Origin of the sequence: Brevibacterium casei CIP 102111, from assembly GCF_900169275.1 — a bacterium.
Lineage (GTDB): Bacteria > Actinomycetota > Actinomycetes > Actinomycetales > Brevibacteriaceae > Brevibacterium > Brevibacterium casei.
Genome location: NZ_FXZC01000001.1, coordinates 355,826 through 376,367, shown reverse-complemented (window position 1 = coordinate 376,367; position 20,542 = coordinate 355,826). Strand labels below are relative to the sequence as shown.

Genomic DNA, 20,542 nt, shown 5'->3' with positions numbered 1-20,542 from the left:
CCGAGGCGGATCGCCGTGTCCGTGATCCGCTGACCGGGCGCGGGGATCGCTGACCGGGCGCGGCACCGGCTGAAGGGGCGCGGTGCCCGCTGGTCAGTCGCGGGCGAGGAGGTCGTCGATCTGGCCGATCGCCTCCGTCGCGCCTTCGACCACGCCCATCTCGAGCACCGTGCGCAGGCCCTCGACGCTGTCGAAGACCGAGGTGTAGACCGCTTTCGTCCCGTCTCCGTCAGGGGTGAAGGTGTAGGTGTTCGTGCTGCCGGGCAGGGTCTCGTCGATCGTGAACGAGTCGTCGGCGAACCAGTCGGTGAACTCGAAGCCGTGGGGTGCGTCGACGGCCGTGACCTCCCACAGCCCGTAGTACCTCTCCCCTTCAGGACTCGTCATGTAGTAGGTGACGCGACCTCCGGGTGTCAGCTCGTGGTCGACGACGGTGGCGGGATAGGTCGGCGGTCCCCACACCCGCTCGAGCTGACGGGGATCGGCATAGACGTCCCAGACTCTCTCGGGCGGGGCCGCGAAGCGGGCGACCATCGTCAGGGTCCTCGTGTCCTCGTCGTGGCTGGTCTCTGTCACGGGCATGGCGTCTCCTCTTTCCTGCGACCGTCGCGGTCGCCTCGGCACCGACCCGGGCCGGGTCTGTGTGTCGTGCCCGAACCTCACACATCCTCGGCGAGGAGGGCGTCGATGCGCTCGACGCGGCCCCGCCATTGGACCTCGAGTTCGCCGAGGAGGTCGCGCACGGTCCGGATCGCCCCGACGTCGGCACGGGTCACCTGCGACCTGCCCACGCGTTCCTTGGTCACCAGTCCCGCGCGTTCGAGCACGGCGACGTGCTTCTGGACCGCGGCGAAGCTCATGTCGTAGGACGACGCGAGCTCGGACACCGACAGCCCCTCGACCGCGACCCGGCGCACGATGTCGCGCCTGGTCCGGTCCGCCAGCGCCTGGAAGACCGCATCGGTGCGATCGTCGATGAGGGCGTCGGCGGAGGCTGTCATGGCCTCATCCTACAACCGAATGGTTGTACGTCAAGACCCCGGCCGGGAGCGCGAGGAATCCGCCTGAGCAGGATTCACCGCGACTCTGTTGACAGCACGATTGAACATGCGTTTAATATTAAACATGCGTTCAACCAGCCCGCAGAAGGAGCCCGGCCGCTCCCCCAATTCGTCTCCCGAGACCGCGCAGAGGATCCTCGACGCCGCCGTCGGAGAGTTCGCCGCCCACGGGTTCGCGAAGACGACGGTGCGCGCGATCGCCGCGGCCGCCGGCGTCTCCCCCGGACTCGTCATCCACCACTTCGGGTCGAAGGAGGGACTGCGCACCGCGTGCGACGACCACGTCTTCGCGCTCATCACCGAGAAGAAGGCCGAGAACGCGAAGTACGCGGTGATGGCCATGCAGATGATGTTCGACGACCCGGTGATGACGACCGCCGTCGAATACCTCCTCAAATCGCTCCTCGACCCCAGTCCCCACGGCCAGCGCTACTTCGACCACTACGTCGACCTCGTCGAGTCCTATCTCGCCGACGGCTTCGCCGGCTACAGCTTCCGACGCAGCGACGACCCGCACGGCCAGGCGGCCACCCTCGCCGTCATGGCGCTCGCCCCGGCGATGCTCGCACAGCGCCTCGAGTCCAACCTCGGCACCGGGGACATCGCCGAGACGATGACCCGCATCGCCCCGCACCTGCTCGACCTCTACCAGAACGGCGTCCTCGACTCCGTTCCCGACCAGACCCCTGACACTCCGACCAAGGGAGATGACACACCATGACGATGACGACGACGACCGCGCGCGACCGCTCACCGGGCACCTCCTCGGCGGCCATCGAACTCGACCACGTGGTCAAGAGCTACGGACGCGTGCGCGCCCTCGACGGCCTCGACCTCACCGTCGACCGAGGCGAGGTCCACGGCTTCCTCGGCCCCAACGGCGCCGGGAAGTCGACGACGATCCGGATCCTCCTCGGAATCCTCCGCCACGACCGCGGACGGGTCCGCCTCCTCGGCGAGGACCCGTGGTCGCAGGCCGTGTCGCTGCATCGGCGGCTCGCCTACGTTCCCGGCGATGTCGAACTCTGGCCGGGTCTGACCGGCGGGGAGGCGATCGACCTCTTCTCGCGGCTGCGCGGCGGGGTCGACGAGCGCCGGCGCGACGAGCTCATCGAGCGCTTCGACCTCGATCCCAGGAAGAAGGGGCGGACGTATTCGAAGGGCAACCGGCAGAAGGTCGCGCTCATCTCCGCGCTCGCCTCGAACGTCGAGCTGCTCCTCCTCGACGAGCCCACGGCGGGTCTCGACCCGCTCATGGAGGCCGTCTTCCAGGAGTGCATCCGGGAGGCGAAGGAGCAGGGGCGCACCGTGCTCCTCTCGAGCCACATCCTCGCCCAGGTCGAGGCGCTCGCCGACCGGGTCTCGATCATCCGGGCGGGCAGGATCGTCGAGAGCGGTGCGCTCGCCGACCTCCGGCACCTCTCGCGCACGACGGTGACCGTGCAGGTCGTCAAGGACATCCCCGAGCTGACGAGGATGTCCGGCGTCCACGACCTCGTCCGCGAGGGACGCCGGCTGCACTTCAGCGCCGACACCGCGCAGCTGCCCGGCATCATGCGGGCGCTCGGCGACCACGACATCGAGTCGCTCACGGCCACCCCGCCGACGCTCGAGCAGCTGCTGCTGCGCCACTACGGAACGGAGGAGTCATGACCACCACTCGTCTGCTCGCCGCCGACGACCCTCGTGCGGGCCAACGCGCGCCTGCGCACCGCGACCATCCGGCCCACCGTGCCGAGTCGGGCTCGAACCTCTCGGGCCTGGGCACGATGCTGCGCTTCATGCTCCGTCGCGACCGCCTCCGCCTTCCCCTGTGGGTGCTCGGTCTCACCGTGATGACCGCGTACTTCGCCAATGCCATCGCCGTCGTCCTCGAGGGATCGTCCCTCGAGTCGATGATGGTCTTCGCGCAGAACCCCGTTATGGGCATCATCACCGGCCCCGGCTACGGCTTCGACGACATCACGGTGCCGCGGTTCGTCGTCGGCATGTACGGCGTCTTCCTCATGCTCGGCGCGGCCCTCATGGGGATCCTCACGATCTCCCGTCACACCCGCAGCGAAGAGCAGACGGGACGTGCCGAGCTCATCCGCGCCAACGTCACCGGACGGCACACGCAGCTCATCGCCGCCCTCGTCCTCGCCGTGCTCATGAGCGCTCTGACGAGCCTCGGCATGGCCGTGGCGTTCTACTTCTCGCAGGCCGAGCCGCGCCCGTTCTCCTCGGCGCTGCTCTTCGGCGTCAGCGTCGGCTCCGTCGGCGTCGTCTTCGCCGGTGTCGCGGCAGTGACCGCGCAGCTCTCCGCGTTCGCCCGGGCCAGCTCGGGGATCGCCGGGGCCGTCCTCGCCGCGTTCTTCATCGTCCGCGGCCTCGGCGACATGTCCGCCGTCCAGGACGGGGACCTCGACTGGCTCTCGTGGCTGTCCCCGCTCGGCTGGGCACAGCAGACCGCGCCATTCACCCTCGACCGGTGGTGGCCGCTGTGGCTGAGCGCAGGGTTCTTCGTCCTCCTCGTCGCCCTCGCGCTCACCCTCCAGTCGCGGCGCGACCTCGCCGCCGGCATCCTTCCCGATCGCCTCGGGCGGTCGGAGGCCTCGACGGCGCTGAGCTCGCCGTTCGCCCTCGCCCTGCGTCTGCAGCGCTCGAGCCTCATCTGGTGGTCGGTGGGCATCCTCATCATGGGCGTCGTCTTCGGCTCGTTCACTTCGCCGATGGCCGAGGGCGCCGAGGGCATGCCGCCGGAGATCCTCGCGATCATGGGCGGGGCCGACGGCATCGTCGACGGCTACCTCGGGTACATGGCGCTCTACTTCACGATCATCGTCGCCGTCTTCGCGATCCTCTCCGCCTCCGGGCTGCGCAGCGAGGAGCAGGCCTACCGCACCGAGCCCGTGCTCGCGACCGCGGTCAGCCGTCCCGGCTGGATGCTCGCGTGGGCGGCGGTGACCTTCCTCGGCGCGCTGCTGCTCATGGGCCTCGCCGGCCTCGGTGAGGGTGTCGGGGCCGCGGCCTCGACCGGTGACTGGGACCTCCTCTGGCCATCGTTCGTCGGCCATGTCGCACAGACCCCGGCCGTGTGGGTGCTCGCAGGGATCGTCTTCGCCCTCTACGGCATCATCCCGCGGCTGCAGGGCGTCGTGTGGGTCGTCTTCGCCCTCGGTGCCGTGCTCGCTCTCTTCGGCGGGATGCTCGACCTCGACGAGGCGATCCTCGACCTCTCGCTGTTCGTCCACATCGGCCAGTACCCCTCGGTCGATCTCGAACCGCTCGCGATGGCCTGGCTCACCGTGGCCGCCGTCGTCCTCACGGTCATCGGGGCGGCGGGCTTCCGCCGCCGCAGCCTCATCACGGCGTAGCTCAGCTCGGGGTGACGAACCCGAGTGAGCTCGCCCGGGCGACGACCTCGGCGCGACTCGAGACCCCGAACTTCCGGTAGAGGGCGGAGAGGCGGTTCTTCACCGTTCCCGGCACCTGATGGAGCTCGGTCGAGATCTCGGCGATCGTCAGCCCGGACGCGAGCAGGGTGAGCAGCCGCGTCTCGGGGTCGCTCAGCTGCGGCATCGACGTCTCGCTCACGGTGATCGTCCCGACCTCCCGCAGCCGTGCGAAGAGGGCGTGACGGGTCGCGAAGTCGCCGGAGAAGGTCTCGAGCGCCCCGTCCCACGCCGGGTCCTCGGCGCTGAGGTCGAGCAGCCTCATCCGGTCCTGCCACGGCAGCAGCGCCAGGGGCAGCAGAGAACTCACCCACGCGGAGAGTCCGATGGCCGTGCGCAGCTCAGCCACCGCCTCGGCGTCACGCCCCAGCCTGCTCAGCGCTGCCGCCTTGATCGCGGCGAGCTCGGCACGACCGGAGGGGGTGAGCATCCGGTGGTAGAACCAAGTGTCGGCGAGCGCGATCGCGTTCTCGACGCGACCGGCGACGAGTTCGACGCGCACGCTCTGGACCACCCTGATCGCGGAGTCCGACGACATCTGGTCGAGTTCGAGCTCCGCCCATCGCAGCTGGCCGAGGGCGATGAAGATGAGGCTGCGGCTGGCACAGAGCAGGTCCCTCTCCGTCGCCGAGGGGATCGGGAAGTCTCCGTGGGACTCGACGTCGTCGTTGGCGAAGAGCAGCGCCGACTCCGTCGTCGCCGCGAGCACGGCAAGCATCCGCCCGAGCACGGGAACGACGGCGTGCAGCCCCCAGTCCTGCGGGCTCGCTGCGAGATCGTCGATGTTCCTCCGGGCGCGCTCGAGGTCGAGGCGGTCGAGGGCACGCACCGCAGCGGCCGCGCTCCACGCCGGATGGACCATGTCGTCGACGAGCGTCGGAGCCTGTCCGGCGAGCCGGGTGAGGAGCCGGTCCGCGCGTTCGTGGTCGGCGCCCGTGGCCGCGGCGAGCGCCGACCACGCGAGAGCCGCCGGCAGAAGGAAGTCCCCGTCGACGTGCCGGGCGCCGGCCTGGTCCTCGACCTCGTGGAGGATCGCCAGCGCCTTCGACAGCCGACTGTCGTGGACGGCGCTGATCGCCGTGAGCAGGCGGATGGTCAGCTGTGCGCGCTTCGCGCCCGGGCGCACCCGGGCGGAGAGTCCGAGATCGACGGCCTCGGCATGCCGCCCGGCCGCCGCGAGCTCGGTGATCGCCCGGATCGTCTCGAACGGCGTCGCCGCCGCAGCGCCGCCCCGGGCGGAGTCCGGCGGCCCCTCCCCCGGCGAGCCCCCATCATCTGCTCCGGGCACCTGCGGAGCCGACCCAGCGGCGACGAAGAGCTCACGCATCCGCCCCTGCCTGGTCTCGGCGGTGACGGCGTCGCGCAGCTCCTCCTCCCCGATGGCCCCGCCGGGGCGGTCGCCGACTCCCCCGCCGAGGCGGCTGAGGACGTCCTCGGTCAGCCGCGAGAGGAGGCCGAGCTCGGGTTCCGCACGGAGCGCCTCGGCGGGCATCCCGGCGAAGGCCGTGGACGCGGAGGCGGGGGTGAGGAGGAACATCGGCAGCCCGATCGATTCCGAGAGGCGGACGAGTTCGTGCCAGAGCCCCGCCCGGCGGGCGAGGGTGAGGACGTCGGAGAGGATCGCCGGTTCGATCGCCTCGGTGCCCTCGAGGTGGTCGTTGAGCACGGTCACGAGCCGGCTGATGAGGCCGGCCTCCTCGGCGGGATCGAGCGCGCGGCGGAAGGATGCGGCGAGCAGCGGCGGCACGCGGAGGTACCGCCTGCCGTCGGACTCCCCGTCGGCGGCGATGACGCCGGCCATGCGCAGGCGCATGAGCACCCCCTCGGCGTCCCAGAGCTCGGGCTCGACGCTCGCGGGAGCGGAGGAGAGCGCGAGCAGCGCGGTCTGCTCCGTGAAGGAGCCCAGGTGCGCGAGCACCGTGGCGACCCAGACATCGGCCGTGCTCAGATCGAGCGCCGGCGCGGGAGCCAGGGCGGCGACGTAGTCGGCGAAGCTGCGCGAGCTGAGGTCGACCGCGAAGTCCGCGTTCGCCGCCGCCAGGGCCGCGGTGCGCCCGAGGACGAGGTCGCCGCCGCTGGCGGAGAGGAGCGCGGCGGCGAAGGCCTCGTCGTCGAGCCCGAGGGCGGCGGCGAAGTCCGCAGTCGTCCGGTCGGACCCTTCGTCCTGACCGGAGTCGGCAATCGCGTCCATCTTCTCCAGACCTCCACCTCGGCGGGGCGAACCTGCGTCGCGCACATCGACGTACATCACGGTCCCTCTCTCCGATCCACAGCGCGGACGAGGGCCTGCGTCCCCCCGTCTCGGCTTCGGACCGATCCTTCGCCGGTCCGGAAGCAGTGGAATCATTCTGGGGCAGGCACGCGTGCGCGCAGCGCCGATCCGCGGCAGCCTGCGGGAAGCCGTCAGGGTTGTGCGGGTCGGCGAAAGGGAGGGTCGGAGGCGTAGAGCGGGCTCGCCCCCGACCGTACGCTGAGGACCATGCACACCGTTCGCACGATCCGCCCGGACGAGTTCCGCCGATTCCTCGATCGCTCAGACGGCGCCAGCTACCAGCAGACCTCCGAATGGAGTCGAGTCCGCAGCGGCGACTGGGAGCACGACATCGTCGGCTGGTTCGACACCGGGAGGGAACCGGTCGCCGCCGCGGTGATCCGGTACCGCCGGCTGCCCGGGATCGACCTGCGCTTCGCCTACATCCCGCAGGGGCCGCTCCTCGACTGGTCCGCGCCCGATGCCGTCGACCGGCTCTCGGCGCTCGAAGCGCATCTGCGTGCGCGGCGCGTCTTCGGCCTGCGCATCTCCCCCGCCCTCACCCTGCGGCGGTGGGACGCCGAGACCGTCAGGGCCGGCCTCGCCGACCCGGGCACCACCCGGTTCTCCCAGCTGCCTCCCGACGACGTCTCCCAGACCGCACTCGATCTCGCGTCTGCGCTGCGGGACGGCGGGTGGAGGGAGCTCATCGGCGACGCCGAGGCGGACGCCAGCCAGCCGCACCTGAACTTCCACCTCCGCCTCGAGGGTCTCACCGAGGAGGCCGTGCAGGCGAAGATGACGAAGGCCTGGCGGAAGAACATCCGCCGCTCGGCGCGGGAGGGGGTGGAGGTGACGCCGGGGGGACGCGACGACCTCGCCGACGTCCACCGCCTCTTCGTCGAAACGGCCGAGCGGAACGGGTTCTCACCGCAGCCGCGCAGCCACATCGATGCCATCTGGGAGTCGATGAGCCGGGACTTCCCCGGCAGCTTCGCCCTCGACATCGCCCGCCACGAGGGGACTGCGATCGCCGCGAACGCCACGGCCCGCATCGGCCGGAGGGTCCAGGGCGTCCTCGCCGCGACGAGCGCGGCGAAGCCGGAGACCCGCGCATCGAACGCCGCCTACTGGACGATCATCCGTCGTGCCCTTGCCGACGGGGCCGAGCTGCTCGACCTCGGCGGGGTCGAGGACACCCTCGACGAGGCCGATCACGCCTCCGGCCTCATCCGCTTCAAAGCCGGCATGGGCGCGGACGCCCACGAAAGCCTCGGCGTCTGGGACCGCCCTCTGCAGCCGCTCGTCTATGGTGCCTTCGTCCGCCTGCTGCCTCTGCGGGCCCGCCTGCAGGCGCGCCCGCTCGCACGTGCACTGCGGTCTCCCGCAATCCCCCGGCCCGGGGAATCAGCGCCCGCGGCTCTGCCGTGAGCGCGACCGACGAGGGAACCTCTGCCATGCCGAAAGCCTCACTCCTGCTCGTCACCGTCGGCAACGTCGCGAGCGCAGCGGCCCAGTGGTACCTCGTCTGGCTCTTCGCCCGGCAGGACGGCGCTGTGGCGGTCGGACAGTACTCGACGCTCATCGCCGCCCTGACCCCGGTCTTCATCCTCTCCCAACTGGGCCTGCGCAACCTCTTCCTCACCCTGCGACGACACGTCAGGTGGCGCACCTACCTCGGGGTGCGGATGTGCACCGCGTTCATCGCCACGATCGTCGGCGTCATCGTGCTCCTCGTCCTCGGCGTCGGGGGAGGCTGGGCGATGGCGGCGGCAGTGCTCGCGATCAAAGTCTGCGACACAGTCGCGGACCTCTTCTTCGCCCGCCTGCAGAGGGCGGAGCGGCTCGTGACCTTCGGGCTTCTCCTCATCGGCGGGGCGCTCGCCTCTGCCGCTGTCGTCACCGTCGTCATGAGCACGTCCGGATCTGTGGTCGCCTCCCTGTGGGGCGTGGCGGCGACAGCCGCAGTCGTCACTGCCGCGACGGTGCGCCTCGGACTGTCCTCACCGGCACCACGGTCGACAGCCGCGCATGAGCACGCTGACCCCGCCGACCCCGGGCAGACCGCGGGAACGAGGCTCCTCGCCGACACCCGCGCCCTCCTCTACGCGGGACTGCCGCTGTCACTGATGCAGGGGATCTATGCGCTCACGTCCTACACGCCCTTGGCCGTCGTCGCACTCTTCGGCACCGCTGCAGACGTCGGACGGTACGCCTCCGCCGCGTACCTCGTGGTCTTCGCCAACCTCGTGGGCGCGTCGCTCGAGACGGTGATGCTGCCTGCCTATCGGCGGCATGTCGACGAATGCCGCACCCCGTCCCTGCTGCGGACTGCGCTGATCCGGGGGCTGACCATCATGGCGGTCCTCTCACCGCTCATCGTCCTTGCCCTGTTCGTTGGCAACCCGCTGCTGACCTTCGTCTACGGCGAGGACTTCGCACTGTCGGTGCCTGCCGTCGGCATGCTCTCACTCGCGGCAGTCATCACTGTGCCCACCTATCTGCTGTCTGCGACGCTGCTTGTGCTCAACCGCTATTGGGCGACGACAGCGGTGGGCGCGGCGTCCGTGGCGGTCGCCCTCGGCAGCGGGTGGGCCGCAGGTGCACTCGGGGCCGCAGCCGTCGACGCCGGGTGCTTCGCCCTCCTCTGCGGAACCCTGAGCCGCTATGCGGGTGAGCTGATCCTGGCGGCGCTTCCTGCGGGCTCGGCGAAGACTGTGTCCGTGGAGGTCCGGCGCTCTTCTGTTGCCGACAGTCACTGAGCCCGCCACCGAGCAGGGTCAGCGCGGGACCAGCACGTCGAACGAACCGAAGTACAGCGCCCACAGGACGAATCCGACGAGCAGGCCCACCCGCAGCACCGCTCCGGCGCGACGCTCGTACCGCAGGAACGGAAGCGCCACGAGAACGGGGACGAGCATCCACGAGTAGGCCGCAAGGCGATCACTGAAGAAGACGAACCCCATGACGAGGAAGTACCCGTTGAGGAGGATGAACGCGTTGAGGAGCTTCGGATACCAGTCGGGCAGGGAGGAGAATCGCTTGTGCGCCGCGTACGCGACGAACAGCGGGCCGACGCTGAAGAGCCAGAAGTTCAGCCGATTGGTGCCACCGGCGTAGGTCGAGGCGAGGTCGGGGTTGGCGTAGACCTCGACCTGTTCGATGCTGGAGCCGAGAGGTCCGGCCAGGCGCGCGTTGAATCCGGTGAGATAGCTCAGCGACAGGAGCGCCCAGACTCCGAGGAGGATGTCGGTGCGCAGGCGCACCAGTCTGACGACGAGGATGATGATCGCCGCAGGGATCGCCGACCAGTGGAAGAGCACCCCGGCACCCAGAGCAAGGACGACCCAGACGACCCTCGCGCTGCGCAGGACGAGTGCCAGGGCGAGGAAGAGGAACGAGATGGACAGGCCCTGGCGGAGGAGGAAGCTCGAATAGTCCATGAAGAAGCCGAAGCAGAACGTCACCCAGAGGACCACCGCCGTCTGCCAGCCTGAGCCGAGCACGATCCAGAGGACTGCGGCGAGCATCGTCGCACAGAACGCCGCGGTGACGAGGAAGTAGACGTCGGCATCGTGGGTGAAGCGGCCGATGATCCAATTGAACAGAAGGTAGGCCGGTTCCCTTCCGTCGGTCATCGTGCTGGAGAAGACCTCTCGGGGTCCGGCGAAGCTCAGCCCCTCGAACTCGATGGCGTAGCGGGTCTTGTCGACGACGTCGTAGTTCGCTGGGGCCGCAGCGAGGACGATGATCGTGGCCAGTGAGGCGATCGGGAACACGGCATTGCTCCAGTGCCGGAACTTCGACGCCTCGCCGACGACGCAGAATCCGACGACCCACAGAGTGACGAGTGCGAACCACGAGAGGAGGAACATCGCTCACGTTCCGATCCGGCCGAGTCGGCGTTCCCACTCGATGAGGGTGGTGATCGCGGGCAGCATCTCATCGAGCATGGTCTGGTGGACGGCCTCGGAGCGGCCGATGGGATCGACGACGTCGTCATCGCCCCCGTCTCCGGGAGCCCGCCGACGGTACCGCTGGGCGAGTGCGGCGACGGAATGCCAGCGCTCGGTCGGTGAGGATCCGTCCTCGGGCGGCACAAGGGGAAGGATGCGGGCGAACTCCCGCAGCGTGAATGTGCGCCTGAGCGCACCGGGCATCATCTGCACGACCCTCGCCCTCTGGGCCCGCTCCATCGTGAGGACGAGGTCGGCGTCGCGGAGGTGCCGCGGTGCGAGCCGGTCGGCCAGGAACCCCTCGAGGGTGAAACCATGGCGGTCGGCGATCCCGGCGATCTCAGGGGTCACCGTGTCATCGGCCATCGCGTTCGTCCCCGCGCTCGAGACCGCGAACTGCAGCGGAGCGATCTCGTCGAGACCCCGCTGGAGGAAGTTCTCCGCCAACGGCGATCGGCAGATGTTGCCCGTGCACACGACGAGGATGCGGAACGGCGCGACGTCGATCTCCCACCGGCCGGTCATCGCAGGCCGCCCACGAGACCGGTGACGCGGTACATCGTCCGGTAGCCGAGGAGGTTGTAGGCGGAGCTGAGCAGGCGCCTGCCGGCTCCCAGTCCGCGAACCCTCACCGAGGGCACCTGCACCCGATACTCCTTGGCGACTGCCAGTCTCTGCGCGCGGGGGATCTCGCAGTCGGCTCGGTGGAGGTCGCGCATGCACGAGAAGACGTTCTTGGCCCTGATGAATTCGACGGCAGCGATGATCTCGGCCGAACCTGTGCTCCGCGCCCATTCCTCGAGTCGGCGACCGACCTCGGTGAGATCGGCGAACTTGTCGGGCAGATACCGGGTTGTGGCCGAACCTGCGCTCTCACGGCGGTACCAGTGGCCGAGGATCGGCACCGTGCGCACCACCTCGGCGCGGTCGATGCAGGCGAGGTTGAAGAGGAGGTCCTCGCCCATCCTGATGCCCTCGACGAAGCGGACGGCTCCCGCATCGACGACCGTGCGTCGGTAGGCCTTGTCCCAGACCGCGTTCGCACTCTCATCGGCGATCATCCTCGCCACCGTGCGCTGATCGAGGCGCACGTCGCTGCTCTCGGACAGACTCGCCCGAAGGCGGGATTCGGGGGCGCGGGACCCCGGCGCCGCACCGAGTGCCGGATCGTCGCTCGAGCCGAAGCACACGATGTCGGCGTCGTCGGCGCCGGCGCGGACGACGGCGTCGAAGAGCAGAGGGTCGACGAGCTGATCGTCGGCGTCGAGGAAGACGATCCACTCGCCTCCGGCTTCGTCGAGCCCGCGGTTGCGTGCCGCGGAGACTCCCCGGTTCCCCTGGTGCACGACGCGGATCCGCGGGTCCGCCTCGGCGAGCGCGTCGGCGAGCGCTCCCGAGGAATCGGTGGAGCCGTCATCGACGATGATGAGTTCGACGCCGCAGTAGCGCTGGTCGAGCACCGACGCCACCGTCGAGCGCAGATTCGACGCGCCGTTGTAGACGGGGACGATGACCGAGACCGTCGTCATCGCACACCCTGACTCGCGGTGCGTCGGTCGGTGAGCCCTTCGAGGAAGGAGCGCACCGCGTCGCCGGTGAGCCGGTAGTCGAGGCGTGTCCGGTCGAAGACGAGCGGTGTCGTCATCCGCCCCGAGACCCAGTCGGAGCGGATCGCCGCGGCGAGCCCGGCGACGTCGCCGTCGGTCGCGAGCACGGCTTCGGGGACGTCCCGGACGCCTTTGACATCGAAGGCGTAGGGGCGTCGGCCCACGGCGACGGCCTCGAGCATGACCCGCGGCAGACCTTCCCACGCCGAGGTGTGGAGCAGGCCGTGGCTGCGAGTGAGCGCATCGACGACGGAGTCGGGCCCGTCCGCCGTGACCTGTCCGCTGAGTCCGAGCCGGCGGATCCGCTCGGCGACGGCCGACCGCAGCGGGCCGTCTCCGACCATGCGCAGGCGGACATCGACGCCCAGCGACTCCAGCGCGAGGACGACGTCGAGGGCGCGGTTCGGTCGCTTCCGCTCGCTGAACTCACCGATCCACACGAGTTCGAGGCGATCGTCGTCGCCCAAGCGCTGCTGCGGATCGCCGGCCCGGTACCTCTCGAGGTCGAGGCCGACGCCCGAAGGCAGCCGCAGCAGCCGCTGCGGGTCGAACCGCTGTCCGAACCAGGCATGGTCGTCGGAGTTGATGGCGATGACCCCGTCGGTGCGGCGCAGCAGGGTCTGCTCCACCTGTTGCCACACTCGGTCGCTCAGTGCGGTGCCGCTGTTCCAGTGCAGACCGTGGCAGAAGTAGACGACGGGGACCGGGAGTCGCGCGGTGCGCACCAGCGCCGAGGCCGTGGCGGAGTTGGTCACGACGACGTCGAGGCGCTGACTCCGAGCCCACCTGCGCAGTCCCGCCCACGCCGCCACGGCGCCGGGGCCCGGTCGTCGCCCGAGACCGGCGATGACGACGCCGGTCCCGTCCGCCGTCGGTGTGCCCGCGGCGACGGACACGGAGTGTCCTGCGGCGATCCAGGTGTCGATGATCTCGGTGAAGAACGAGTCGACCATGTGCCCGACGCTCGCGAGCAGGCCGATCCTCACGGCAGCCTTCTTCCCTGCGCCAGACTCTCGCGCCTCGTCAGGGCATCGGAGCGGCCGAACCGTCCGGGTTCGGTCGCGTCCTCGGGAAGCGGCCAGACGGTCGGGACGGTGGGGTCCGAGCCGCGTCGATCGGCAGGTCCCTCCGCAGCGTCGGCGGAGTCGGTGCCGCCCGGCTCCTCGGAGGCCTCGGGCACCCGAGGGTCGCTGCCGCGACGGTGCCGGGGCGGAATCTCCTGTGACCGGCTCGAGTAGCGCTGGTAGTAGCCGCTCACCTCGGTGCCCGATCGCGGCACCCGGTTGAGCACGATGTTGACGGGGACGTCGAGCACTTCGAGGCTGCGCAGGGCCTCCTGCAGATCGCTCAGCCTCACCTCGCCGACGCTGGCGACGAGGAGCACCCGCCCGACGTGCTTGGACAGTGAGAGGGAATCGGCGACCGGCAGGAGCGGGGGACCGTCGAGGACGACGAAGTCGAACTCTCCGTTGAGCCGGGTGATGAGGGTGCCCATGGCGCGGGAGTCGAGGAGCTCGGCGGGGTTGGGCGGCATCATGCCGGCGGTGAGGACGTAGAGCTCGTCCTGCCCCCACGGCTGGAGGAGCTCGGAGACGTCGGCCGATCCGAGCAGCGCGGTGGTCAGTCCCGCCGAGTTCTCGAGGCCGAGTTTGTCGGCCACCGTGGGCTGTCGGAGATCGACGTCGACGAGGGCGACCCTGCTTCCGGCCTGGGCGAGTGCGATGGCGAGATTGACGCTCGTCGACGACTTGCCCTCCTGCGCCTTCGCCGAGGTGACGAGCACCGCGGAGTTCGTGTCGTCGACCTGGGCGAACCCGAGGTTGGTCCGCAGTCGACGGAACGCCTCGCCGCGGGTGCTGTCGAGACCGAGATCGGTGAGCAGAGGATGGTCGTCGATCCGGGGATCGGTCGGGACCGCTGCGAGCACCGGCGCCGAGGTGATCGGGTCGAGGTCCTCCTTCGTCCGCAGCCGTCCGTCGAGGTTCGACCGCAGCAGTGCGAGACCGAGCCCGATGGCGAGGCCGACGGGCAGCCCGAGTCCGATGCACATCCACAGCGGCAGGCCGTCGGGCTGTCCTGCGGGCACCGCGGGATTGGAGACCCGCAGCTGGATCTGCCCTGTCGCGTCATCGCCCTGGTTCTCGACATCGTCGATGACGGTGACGAGGCTCTGCGCCACGGCGTCGGAGAGGTCAGCGGCCGCCTGCGGGGTGGCCGCGGTCGCCTCGACGGTGATGAGCACCGTGCGCGGATCGCTGTACGCCGACACCTGGGAGCCGAGCTCCTCCGGGGTGACGTCGAGGCCGAGGCGGTCGATGACCGGTTCGAGCACGGGACGCGAGCCCGCCATGTCGACGTAGGTCTGGATCCGCTCGAGGATGAAGTTCGACGCCATCTGCATCTGGTACGGGTCGCCGGAGGTCGAGACGGAGGCGAACATCTCCGTCTGCGAGGTGTAGGTCGTCGGTCTGAGCAGGGCGTAGGCGAGCCCGGCCGCTCCGCCGAGGAGGGTCGCGATGATGATGAGGGCGATGTTGCGCCTCATGATGCGGAGGAATTCCTTGAGTCTCATGTCTCGTTCCACTCGGGTCGGCGTCTGCGGATGGGGATCGCAGCGCGGGTGGGGCGCGATGACCGCCCTGATCCCAGGCTAGGCAGATGAGGTCGGGCGGCGCCCCCGTCCGGCCGTGAGGGTACGGGCTGCCGCATCACGGGTGCGGCCCTCCGCAGAGGACCTCGTCGATGACGGAGAGGACCCGGTCGAGCTGGTTCGGACTCAGTGCTGAGCCGCTGGGCAGGGTGAGACCGGTCGCGTAGAGGGTCTCCGCCGTCTCCCCGCCGTGCATGGGGCAGCCGTCGAACACGGGCTGCAGGTGCATCGGCTTCCACAGCGGACGGGTCTCGATGTCCTGGTCGGCCAGATGCTTCCCCAACTCGTCGGCGCTGAAGCCGGTCATCTCTTCGTCGATGAGGACGGCGGTCAGCCACGCGTTGTCCGGGTGCGGATTGTCCGCGCCGAAGAGCTCGACTCCCTCGCAGCCGGCGAAGAGTTCGACGTACGCGGCCCGGTTCGCGTGCCGGCGGGCGATCATCGCTTCGAGGCGGGTGAGCTGGGCTCTGCCGATCGCGGCGAGGAGGTTGCTCAGGCGGTAGTTGAACCCGATCTCCGTATGTTCGTAGTGGGCCACCGGCTGCCTCGCCTGGGCGGAGAGATAGGACGCATAGGCGGCGAGGTCGCCGTCGTCGGTGAGCAGCGCTCCCCCGCCCGAGGTCGTCATGATCTTGTTGCCGTTGAACGACACTGCGGCCGCCTGTCCCATGCTCGCCGTTGCGCGACCTGAGTGGAGGGACCCCAGGGATTCGGCGGCGTCGACGAGGACGGGGACACCGAACTCCGCGGCGATCGGCAGTATCCGGTCGTAGTCGGCGGGTCGTCCGAGCAGGTCGAAGGGAACGACGGCTGCCGGCAGACGTCCCTGCTCGGCGGCGGTCCGGAGGGCGTCGTGGAGCAGGGACGGATCCATGTTCCCGTCGGCCCGGCAGTCGATGAATTCCGGTTCCGCCCCGCAGTAGGTGATCGCATTCGCCGTCGCCGCGAACGTCATCGTCGAAGTCACCACACGGTCGCCCGGGCGGACCCCGAGTCCGAGGAGACCGAGGTGCAGGGCTGCCGTTCCCGAAGCGAGCCCCACCGCATGCCGGACTCCGACCGCGGCGGCGAGCTCTGTCTCGAAGGCGGTGAGATCAGGTCCCGTGGGGGCGATCCAGCCGCTGCGGAATGCGCTGAGCAGGTACTCCTCCTCGAGTGCACCCACGTCGGGGGTCGACAGCGGGACCCGCCCGATCTCCGGTGCCCGGGTCTCAGTGGTCGATTCGGCATCCGAGATCGTCATGACGCCATCCTCAGTTCGGTGGTCGGGCGGTCCTCGGACCGCAGGGAACAGCAGAGGTACTCCTCACCCGGGCGGACGGTCCCGGCCGTCGGCAGCGGCACGGTGCCGAGGGAACCGGTGACGGGTCGGAACCCGGAGGCGAGGTAGAGATGGGGCGCGCCCGCTGCCGTCGAGGCAGGGCAGAAGGCGTAGTCGGCATCGGCGGCACGCACCCTGTTGAGCAGCAGCCGCATGACCTCACGGCACAGCGACTCGTGCTCGTCGGCGTCGAACGCCGGGTTGGTCGGATGCGGGAGGAAGCGGATGATCCGCGCCGACTCACCGGTTCCGACCATCTCGCACAGCCCCACGCGCTCGCCGTTCCGGGTCCGCGCCATCCACTGGGTGAGCTCCCGCGTGCGCGCGATCTGCTCGAACTCGACGAGATCGGAGCGCATGCTGCCCCCAAAGCTGATCATCGTCGCACTGCCGGGATGGCTGACTCCTTCGCGGCGGAAGACCGTGAGCACGGTGCGCAGCAGGATCCGCAGGTCGGTGCGCAGGCTCATCGTCTCGACGTACTCGACGTCGAGGTCGAACCTCTCATCCCAGGACAGTGCGTTGCGGCCGCTGACCTGGGCGAGCCCGCTCAGGCCGCCGCGGACGGCGTGCCGTCGCAGCTGCTCGGGTGTGTAGAGCGGGAGGTACTCGGTGGTGAGGGGGCGAGGGCCGATGAGGCTCATGTCCCCGACGAGGATGTTCCACAGACTCGGCAGCTCGTCGAGGCTCGTCGCCCGGATGAAGCGACCGAGAGCGGTGAGTCGGGCCGAATCGCTCGTCCATCCGCGTTCCGGATCGAACGGTCGCATGCTGCGGAACTTCTTCAGGCGGAAGATCCGGTTGCCCTGGGTCACCCTCTCCTGGGTGAAGATCACCGGCGCGCCGTGGGCGACGAGGACGAGACCGGCGACGACGGCGATGACCGGGGCGAGCGCGAGGAGCCCGAAGCCCGCGCCGGCGACGTCGATCGCGCGTTTGAGGCGGGGATAGGCCATCTCAGGACCTCGCCTCTGCGGCCTGCCTGACCACAGGCTGCGACTCCGTCGATGTGCTCGGCACGCTCAGCGCCTCGGCACCGCGCCGGTAGGCGGGGAAGAAGTCGCTCGTCTCGTCGAAGTCGAGCCCGTTGTCCGCGAGCCGGCGGCGGTGGGCCGAGAGCAGCTCCTCGTAGCGGCCGGGTGAGAGGATGCGTTCGCCGGTGAAGTAGTCGAAGGCGCCATCGAGGGCGAAGCCGCGCTTGTACCGCTCGAGGCTGTCCTCGGCGGTGACGCCGCCGCCGAGGACGTAGCGACGTCGGCCCTGCGACCGCAGCCACTTCATCGACTCCACCTTGACGAGGTCGTTGGGCCGCACCCCGAAGGCCGCCGCCTCGGTGCCGCCGAGGAAGTAGTAGCCGTCCTCGCTGCCGAAGAGGAGGAGGTCGGCGGAGACGAGGCGCCCCTCATACTGGGCATAGACGTAGGCGAACTGGCCCGGCAGCGCTGCGTGGATCCCCTCGAAGAACGGGCGTTCGAAGCGGTACCAGTCGGCGCTGTCGCGCCTCTCCATGGTCTCGGTGTAGATCCGCACGAAGTCGTCGACGAACTCGCCCTCGGTGTCGATGACCGGGGTGACGCCCTCGCGCAGGGCCCGGCGGACGTTGCTGCGGACCTTCGGGGCGACCTTCTGACCGAGGTCGTCGGCGGGGACGCTGAGGTCGCGGACGTAGTTCGTCTGGCGCCGGCGGGTCGTACCCTGGTAGGGCAGCATCGTCTCGGTGAAGAGGGTGAGGCGTGAGAACTCGCTGACGACGGAATTCTCCTCCGCCCAGAGATCGAACATGCGCCAGAACTGCGCGGAGGCCGCGTCGACGTCGGCGATGCCCCAGTGCAGCGGGCCCCCGTATCCGTAGGGGGAGATGATGTCGAACATCCGATCGCCGCCCGTGAGCCTCGCATCGATCTCGCGGAGGAAGAAGGGGTAGAGGACGTGGCCCTCCCCCACCGTCATGACCGCGGCGGTGAGCGCTCCCTCCCCGGCGCGCAGCAGGGAGCAGACGTCCGGGTGGGCGAAGGGGTGCCGCTCCGCCGAGGCGGACCAGAGTCCGATCCACTCCTCCCGGTCCGCAGCCGCCTCGGCGCAGAGGACCTTCCACTGAGCATTCATGCCGACTCCTCCGTCGTCTCGATCGCGCACCTTCCGGTGCCTGTTCCGTGCATGGTTCTCCGCTTCGGCTCAGACGGCATTGGGTTCTCCGACGAACCGTCGGCGGACGGATTCGAGCAGCTCCCGCGGCTCCTCGGCCGCGGTCTCGGGACCGTCGGGCCGGGTGCTCTCCGCAGCGGTGTCCGCCGGGGCCGTGCCCGTGCGCGCGAGCGCAACCGGCTCGGCGTGCGAGGTCGGCTCCGTCCCGGTCGGGCGGTCGAGCCCGTTCGTGCAGGTCTGCGCGCAGAAGAGATCGATGACCTGCCGTGATGCCGACTGTCCCGGGAGGATCCGATGATCGAGCGCAGGGGCCTCGACGCGGCTGATCCGCTCATGGACCCGCACCACCGCGCCTTCGTAGTCGCCGAAGAGCTCCTCATCGAGCTTCTCGCCCTCGCGCAGTCCGGTGTAGATGATGTCGGCCGAGCGATCGGACATCGCCACGAGGCTGCGGGCGATGTCGTCGATGCGCACGGGCTCGCCCATGTCGAGGACCATGATGGTCCCGTCCTCCCCGATCGCCGCGGCCTGGAGGACGAGCTGGCAGGCCTCGGGAATGGTCATGAAGAACCGGCGCACCTCGGGATCGGTCACGGTCACGGGACCGCCTCGGCGGATCTGCTCCTGGAACGCATGGAGGACGGACCCACGGGAGCCGAGGACGTTGCCGAACCGCACGGACAGGTAGGTTCCGGACGACCGGGCGGCGAAGCCGCTGACCAGCTGCTCGGCCACGCGCTTGCTGCGGCCGAGTTCGCTCGTCGGCGCCGCCGCCTTGTCCGTGGAGATGTTGACGAAGGTCTCGACCCCGACGGCGGCCGCGGCCTCGAGGACGTTGAGCGTCCCGTGGACGTTCGTCTTCCACGCCTCCTGGGGGAACCTCTGGAGCATCGGCAGGTGCTTGAGGGCCGCAGCGTGGAAGACGATCTGCGGACGCGTCGCGGCGAAGATCCGATCGAGGGCCTCGCGGTCGCGGATATCGGCGAGCACGGTGTCGGGCGAGGTGAGCAGTGCCGATCCGAAGAGAGTGAGCTCGACGCCGTGGAGCGCCGACTCGTCGCGGTCGAGGAGGATGAGGGCCTCGGGTCCCAGCGAGGACAGCTGCCGGCACAGTTCGCTGCCGATCGAGCCGCCGGCACCGGTGACGAGGACCCGCCGTCCGGCGATCGTCTCTGCGATCTCGGTGAGGTCGGTGTGGATGGGGCTGCGTCCGATGAGGTCCTCGACCCGGAGGTCGCGGATGTCGGCGATCTGCACCCGACGATCGACGAGTTCGGCCAAAGGCGGGATGGTGCGCAGCCAGCGCCCGGTCATCTGCAGGCTGTTCCGGCACGCATGGAGGAAACCCGCATCGGAATCGGCGATCGCGACGATGACGCCGGAGACGTTGAGCCAGTCGACCACCTCGGCGATGTCGTCGCTCGTGCCCCGCACCCGCACCCCGTGGATGCTCAGGTGCCGTTTGCGCGGATCGTCGTCGATGAGGCCGACGGGCAGGTACGCGCCCCGCGGGTCCGAGAGCATCTGTCGGATGAGGGATTCTGCGGCGTCGCCGGCGCCGACGACGAGCACCCGCTCCCCCTGCCGGGGGCGCGTCGCGAACTGGTGCAGCCAGCGGATGACGTAGCGGGTGCCCGACATGAGGATGAGGGCGGCGAAGACGAGGAGGAGGACGAACGGGGCGTCAGCGACCGTGACCACCATGAGCACGCACGCGACCGCGAGGCAGACGAGGACGAGTCCGCCGAACTCGGAGAAGCTGCCGTAGTGGTAGCGGCGTCGATAGAGGCCGAGGCTGAGACCGAGGAGCAGCTGCAGGGCCAGGGCCACGGCGAGGACCACTCCGATCGTCGGTCCGCTGATCCACTCGAAGCCGAGGACGAGCCAGGCCAGACCACCGGCGAGGAGCCACGCTGATGTGTCGAAGCCGATCTGCAGCCACGTCTTGTTCTCCCAGATCGCCATCGCCAGGCGTGACGACCGACTGCCCGCCGGAGCGGACTCGGGGTGTGCCGATGCTGTCATTGCGAACTCCAATGCACTGTGGGGACTTGCGGTGCGCTCGTGCCCTCGGGCGGCGGTTCCGCTGCGGATGGTCGGTGTCGACCCCGGGAGAA

17 protein-coding genes are annotated in these 20,542 nt (G+C 69.7%); 5 read left to right on the top strand and 12 right to left on the bottom strand.

What is annotated here, in order from left to right; translation table 11 throughout:
* Nucleotides 1-93 precede the first annotated feature (93 nt).
* Both BC102111_RS01670 and BC102111_RS01665 read right to left on the bottom strand, forming a co-directional pair.
* Nucleotides 94-582, bottom strand: a complete 489-nt coding sequence (locus tag BC102111_RS01670) for an SRPBCC family protein (RefSeq protein ID WP_095375425.1) — start codon at nucleotides 580-582, stop codon at nucleotides 94-96.
* A gap of 77 nt (nucleotides 583-659) precedes the next feature.
* A complete protein-coding gene (locus BC102111_RS01665) occupies nucleotides 660-1,001 on the bottom strand; it encodes an ArsR/SmtB family transcription factor (protein ID WP_095375424.1) in 342 nt (113 codons plus the stop codon).
* Between the two features lie 124 nt (nucleotides 1,002-1,125).
* Here BC102111_RS01665 and BC102111_RS01660 point away from each other — a divergent pair, with 124 nt between their 5' ends.
* Genes BC102111_RS01660 through BC102111_RS01650 form a run of 3 tightly spaced genes read left to right on the top strand, consistent with a single transcriptional unit; the run spans nucleotide 1,126 to nucleotide 4,417 of the window.
* A complete protein-coding gene (locus BC102111_RS01660; protein WP_095375423.1) occupies nucleotides 1,126-1,782 on the top strand; it encodes a TetR/AcrR family transcriptional regulator in 657 nt (218 codons plus the stop codon).
* Nucleotides 1,779-2,714 carry an ABC transporter ATP-binding protein gene (locus BC102111_RS01655; protein WP_095375422.1) on the top strand — a complete coding sequence of 312 codons (936 nt, stop codon included), beginning with the start codon at nucleotides 1,779-1,781 and terminating at the stop codon, nucleotides 2,712-2,714. Before BC102111_RS01660 ends, BC102111_RS01655 begins: the two co-directional genes overlap by 4 nt.
* A complete protein-coding gene (locus tag BC102111_RS01650) occupies nucleotides 2,711-4,417 on the top strand; it encodes an ABC transporter permease (RefSeq protein WP_101623438.1) in 1,707 nt (568 codons plus the stop codon). Before BC102111_RS01655 ends, BC102111_RS01650 begins: the two co-directional genes overlap by 4 nt.
* Nucleotide 4,418: 1 nt before the next feature.
* On the opposite strand, the gene BC102111_RS01645 is transcribed toward BC102111_RS01650, so the two are convergent.
* Nucleotides 4,419-6,686, bottom strand: a complete 2,268-nt coding sequence (locus tag BC102111_RS01645; protein WP_146001381.1) for a helix-turn-helix domain-containing protein — start codon at nucleotides 6,684-6,686, stop codon at nucleotides 4,419-4,421.
* A 288-nt stretch (nucleotides 6,687-6,974) separates the two neighbouring features.
* Between BC102111_RS01645 and BC102111_RS01640 the strand changes: the two genes are divergently transcribed.
* Both BC102111_RS01640 and BC102111_RS01635 read left to right on the top strand, forming a co-directional pair.
* A complete protein-coding gene (locus tag BC102111_RS01640; RefSeq protein ID WP_101623436.1) occupies nucleotides 6,975-8,177 on the top strand; it encodes a lipid II:glycine glycyltransferase FemX in 1,203 nt (400 codons plus the stop codon).
* A gap of 26 nt (nucleotides 8,178-8,203) precedes the next feature.
* On the top strand, nucleotides 8,204-9,508 hold the full coding sequence (locus BC102111_RS01635; protein ID WP_101623435.1) for a lipopolysaccharide biosynthesis protein: 1,305 nt from the start codon (nucleotides 8,204-8,206) through the stop codon (nucleotides 9,506-9,508).
* Nucleotides 9,509-9,526: 18 nt separating this feature from the next.
* On the opposite strand, the gene BC102111_RS01630 is transcribed toward BC102111_RS01635, so the two are convergent.
* From BC102111_RS01630 to BC102111_RS01590, 9 genes are all read right to left on the bottom strand, one after another.
* Nucleotides 9,527-10,621 (bottom strand): EpsG family protein, encoded by a 1,095-nt coding sequence (locus tag BC102111_RS01630; protein WP_101623434.1) that lies wholly within the window; start codon nucleotides 10,619-10,621, stop codon nucleotides 9,527-9,529.
* A 3-nt stretch (nucleotides 10,622-10,624) separates the two neighbouring features.
* Nucleotides 10,625-11,227, bottom strand: coding sequence for an arsenate reductase/protein-tyrosine-phosphatase family protein (locus BC102111_RS01625; RefSeq protein WP_180960557.1), 603 nt, complete (start codon nucleotides 11,225-11,227; stop codon nucleotides 10,625-10,627).
* The gene (locus tag BC102111_RS01620) at nucleotides 11,224-12,231 is read right to left on the bottom strand and encodes a glycosyltransferase family 2 protein (RefSeq protein WP_101623433.1); all 1,008 of its coding nucleotides are present in this window, start codon (nucleotides 12,229-12,231) and stop codon (nucleotides 11,224-11,226) included. Before BC102111_RS01620 ends, BC102111_RS01625 begins: the two co-directional genes overlap by 4 nt.
* The gene (locus BC102111_RS01615; RefSeq protein WP_101623432.1) at nucleotides 12,228-13,295 is read right to left on the bottom strand and encodes a glycosyltransferase; all 1,068 of its coding nucleotides are present in this window, start codon (nucleotides 13,293-13,295) and stop codon (nucleotides 12,228-12,230) included. Before BC102111_RS01615 ends, BC102111_RS01620 begins: the two co-directional genes overlap by 4 nt.
* Complete coding sequence (locus tag BC102111_RS01610) at nucleotides 13,292-14,881, bottom strand: polysaccharide biosynthesis tyrosine autokinase (RefSeq protein ID WP_101623431.1); 1,590 nt, start codon at nucleotides 14,879-14,881, stop codon at nucleotides 13,292-13,294. The genes BC102111_RS01615 and BC102111_RS01610 overlap by 4 nt, the downstream gene beginning before the upstream one ends.
* Nucleotides 14,882-15,017: 136 nt before the next feature.
* Nucleotides 15,018-16,202: a DegT/DnrJ/EryC1/StrS family aminotransferase gene (locus BC102111_RS01605; RefSeq protein WP_101623430.1), complete on the bottom strand. Its 1,185-nt coding sequence runs from the start codon at nucleotides 16,200-16,202 to the stop codon at nucleotides 15,018-15,020.
* On the bottom strand, nucleotides 16,199-17,236 hold the full coding sequence (locus tag BC102111_RS18125) for a sugar transferase (protein WP_095375411.1): 1,038 nt from the start codon (nucleotides 17,234-17,236) through the stop codon (nucleotides 16,199-16,201). The genes BC102111_RS01605 and BC102111_RS18125 overlap by 4 nt, the downstream gene beginning before the upstream one ends.
* Nucleotide 17,237: 1 nt before the next feature.
* Nucleotides 17,238-18,386: a GNAT family N-acetyltransferase gene (locus tag BC102111_RS01595; RefSeq protein WP_095375410.1), complete on the bottom strand. Its 1,149-nt coding sequence runs from the start codon at nucleotides 18,384-18,386 to the stop codon at nucleotides 17,238-17,240.
* 69 nt (nucleotides 18,387-18,455) lie between these two features.
* Nucleotides 18,456-20,450 (bottom strand): nucleoside-diphosphate sugar epimerase/dehydratase, encoded by a 1,995-nt coding sequence (locus BC102111_RS01590; RefSeq protein WP_101623429.1) that lies wholly within the window; start codon nucleotides 20,448-20,450, stop codon nucleotides 18,456-18,458.
* Nucleotides 20,451-20,542 lie beyond the last annotated feature (92 nt).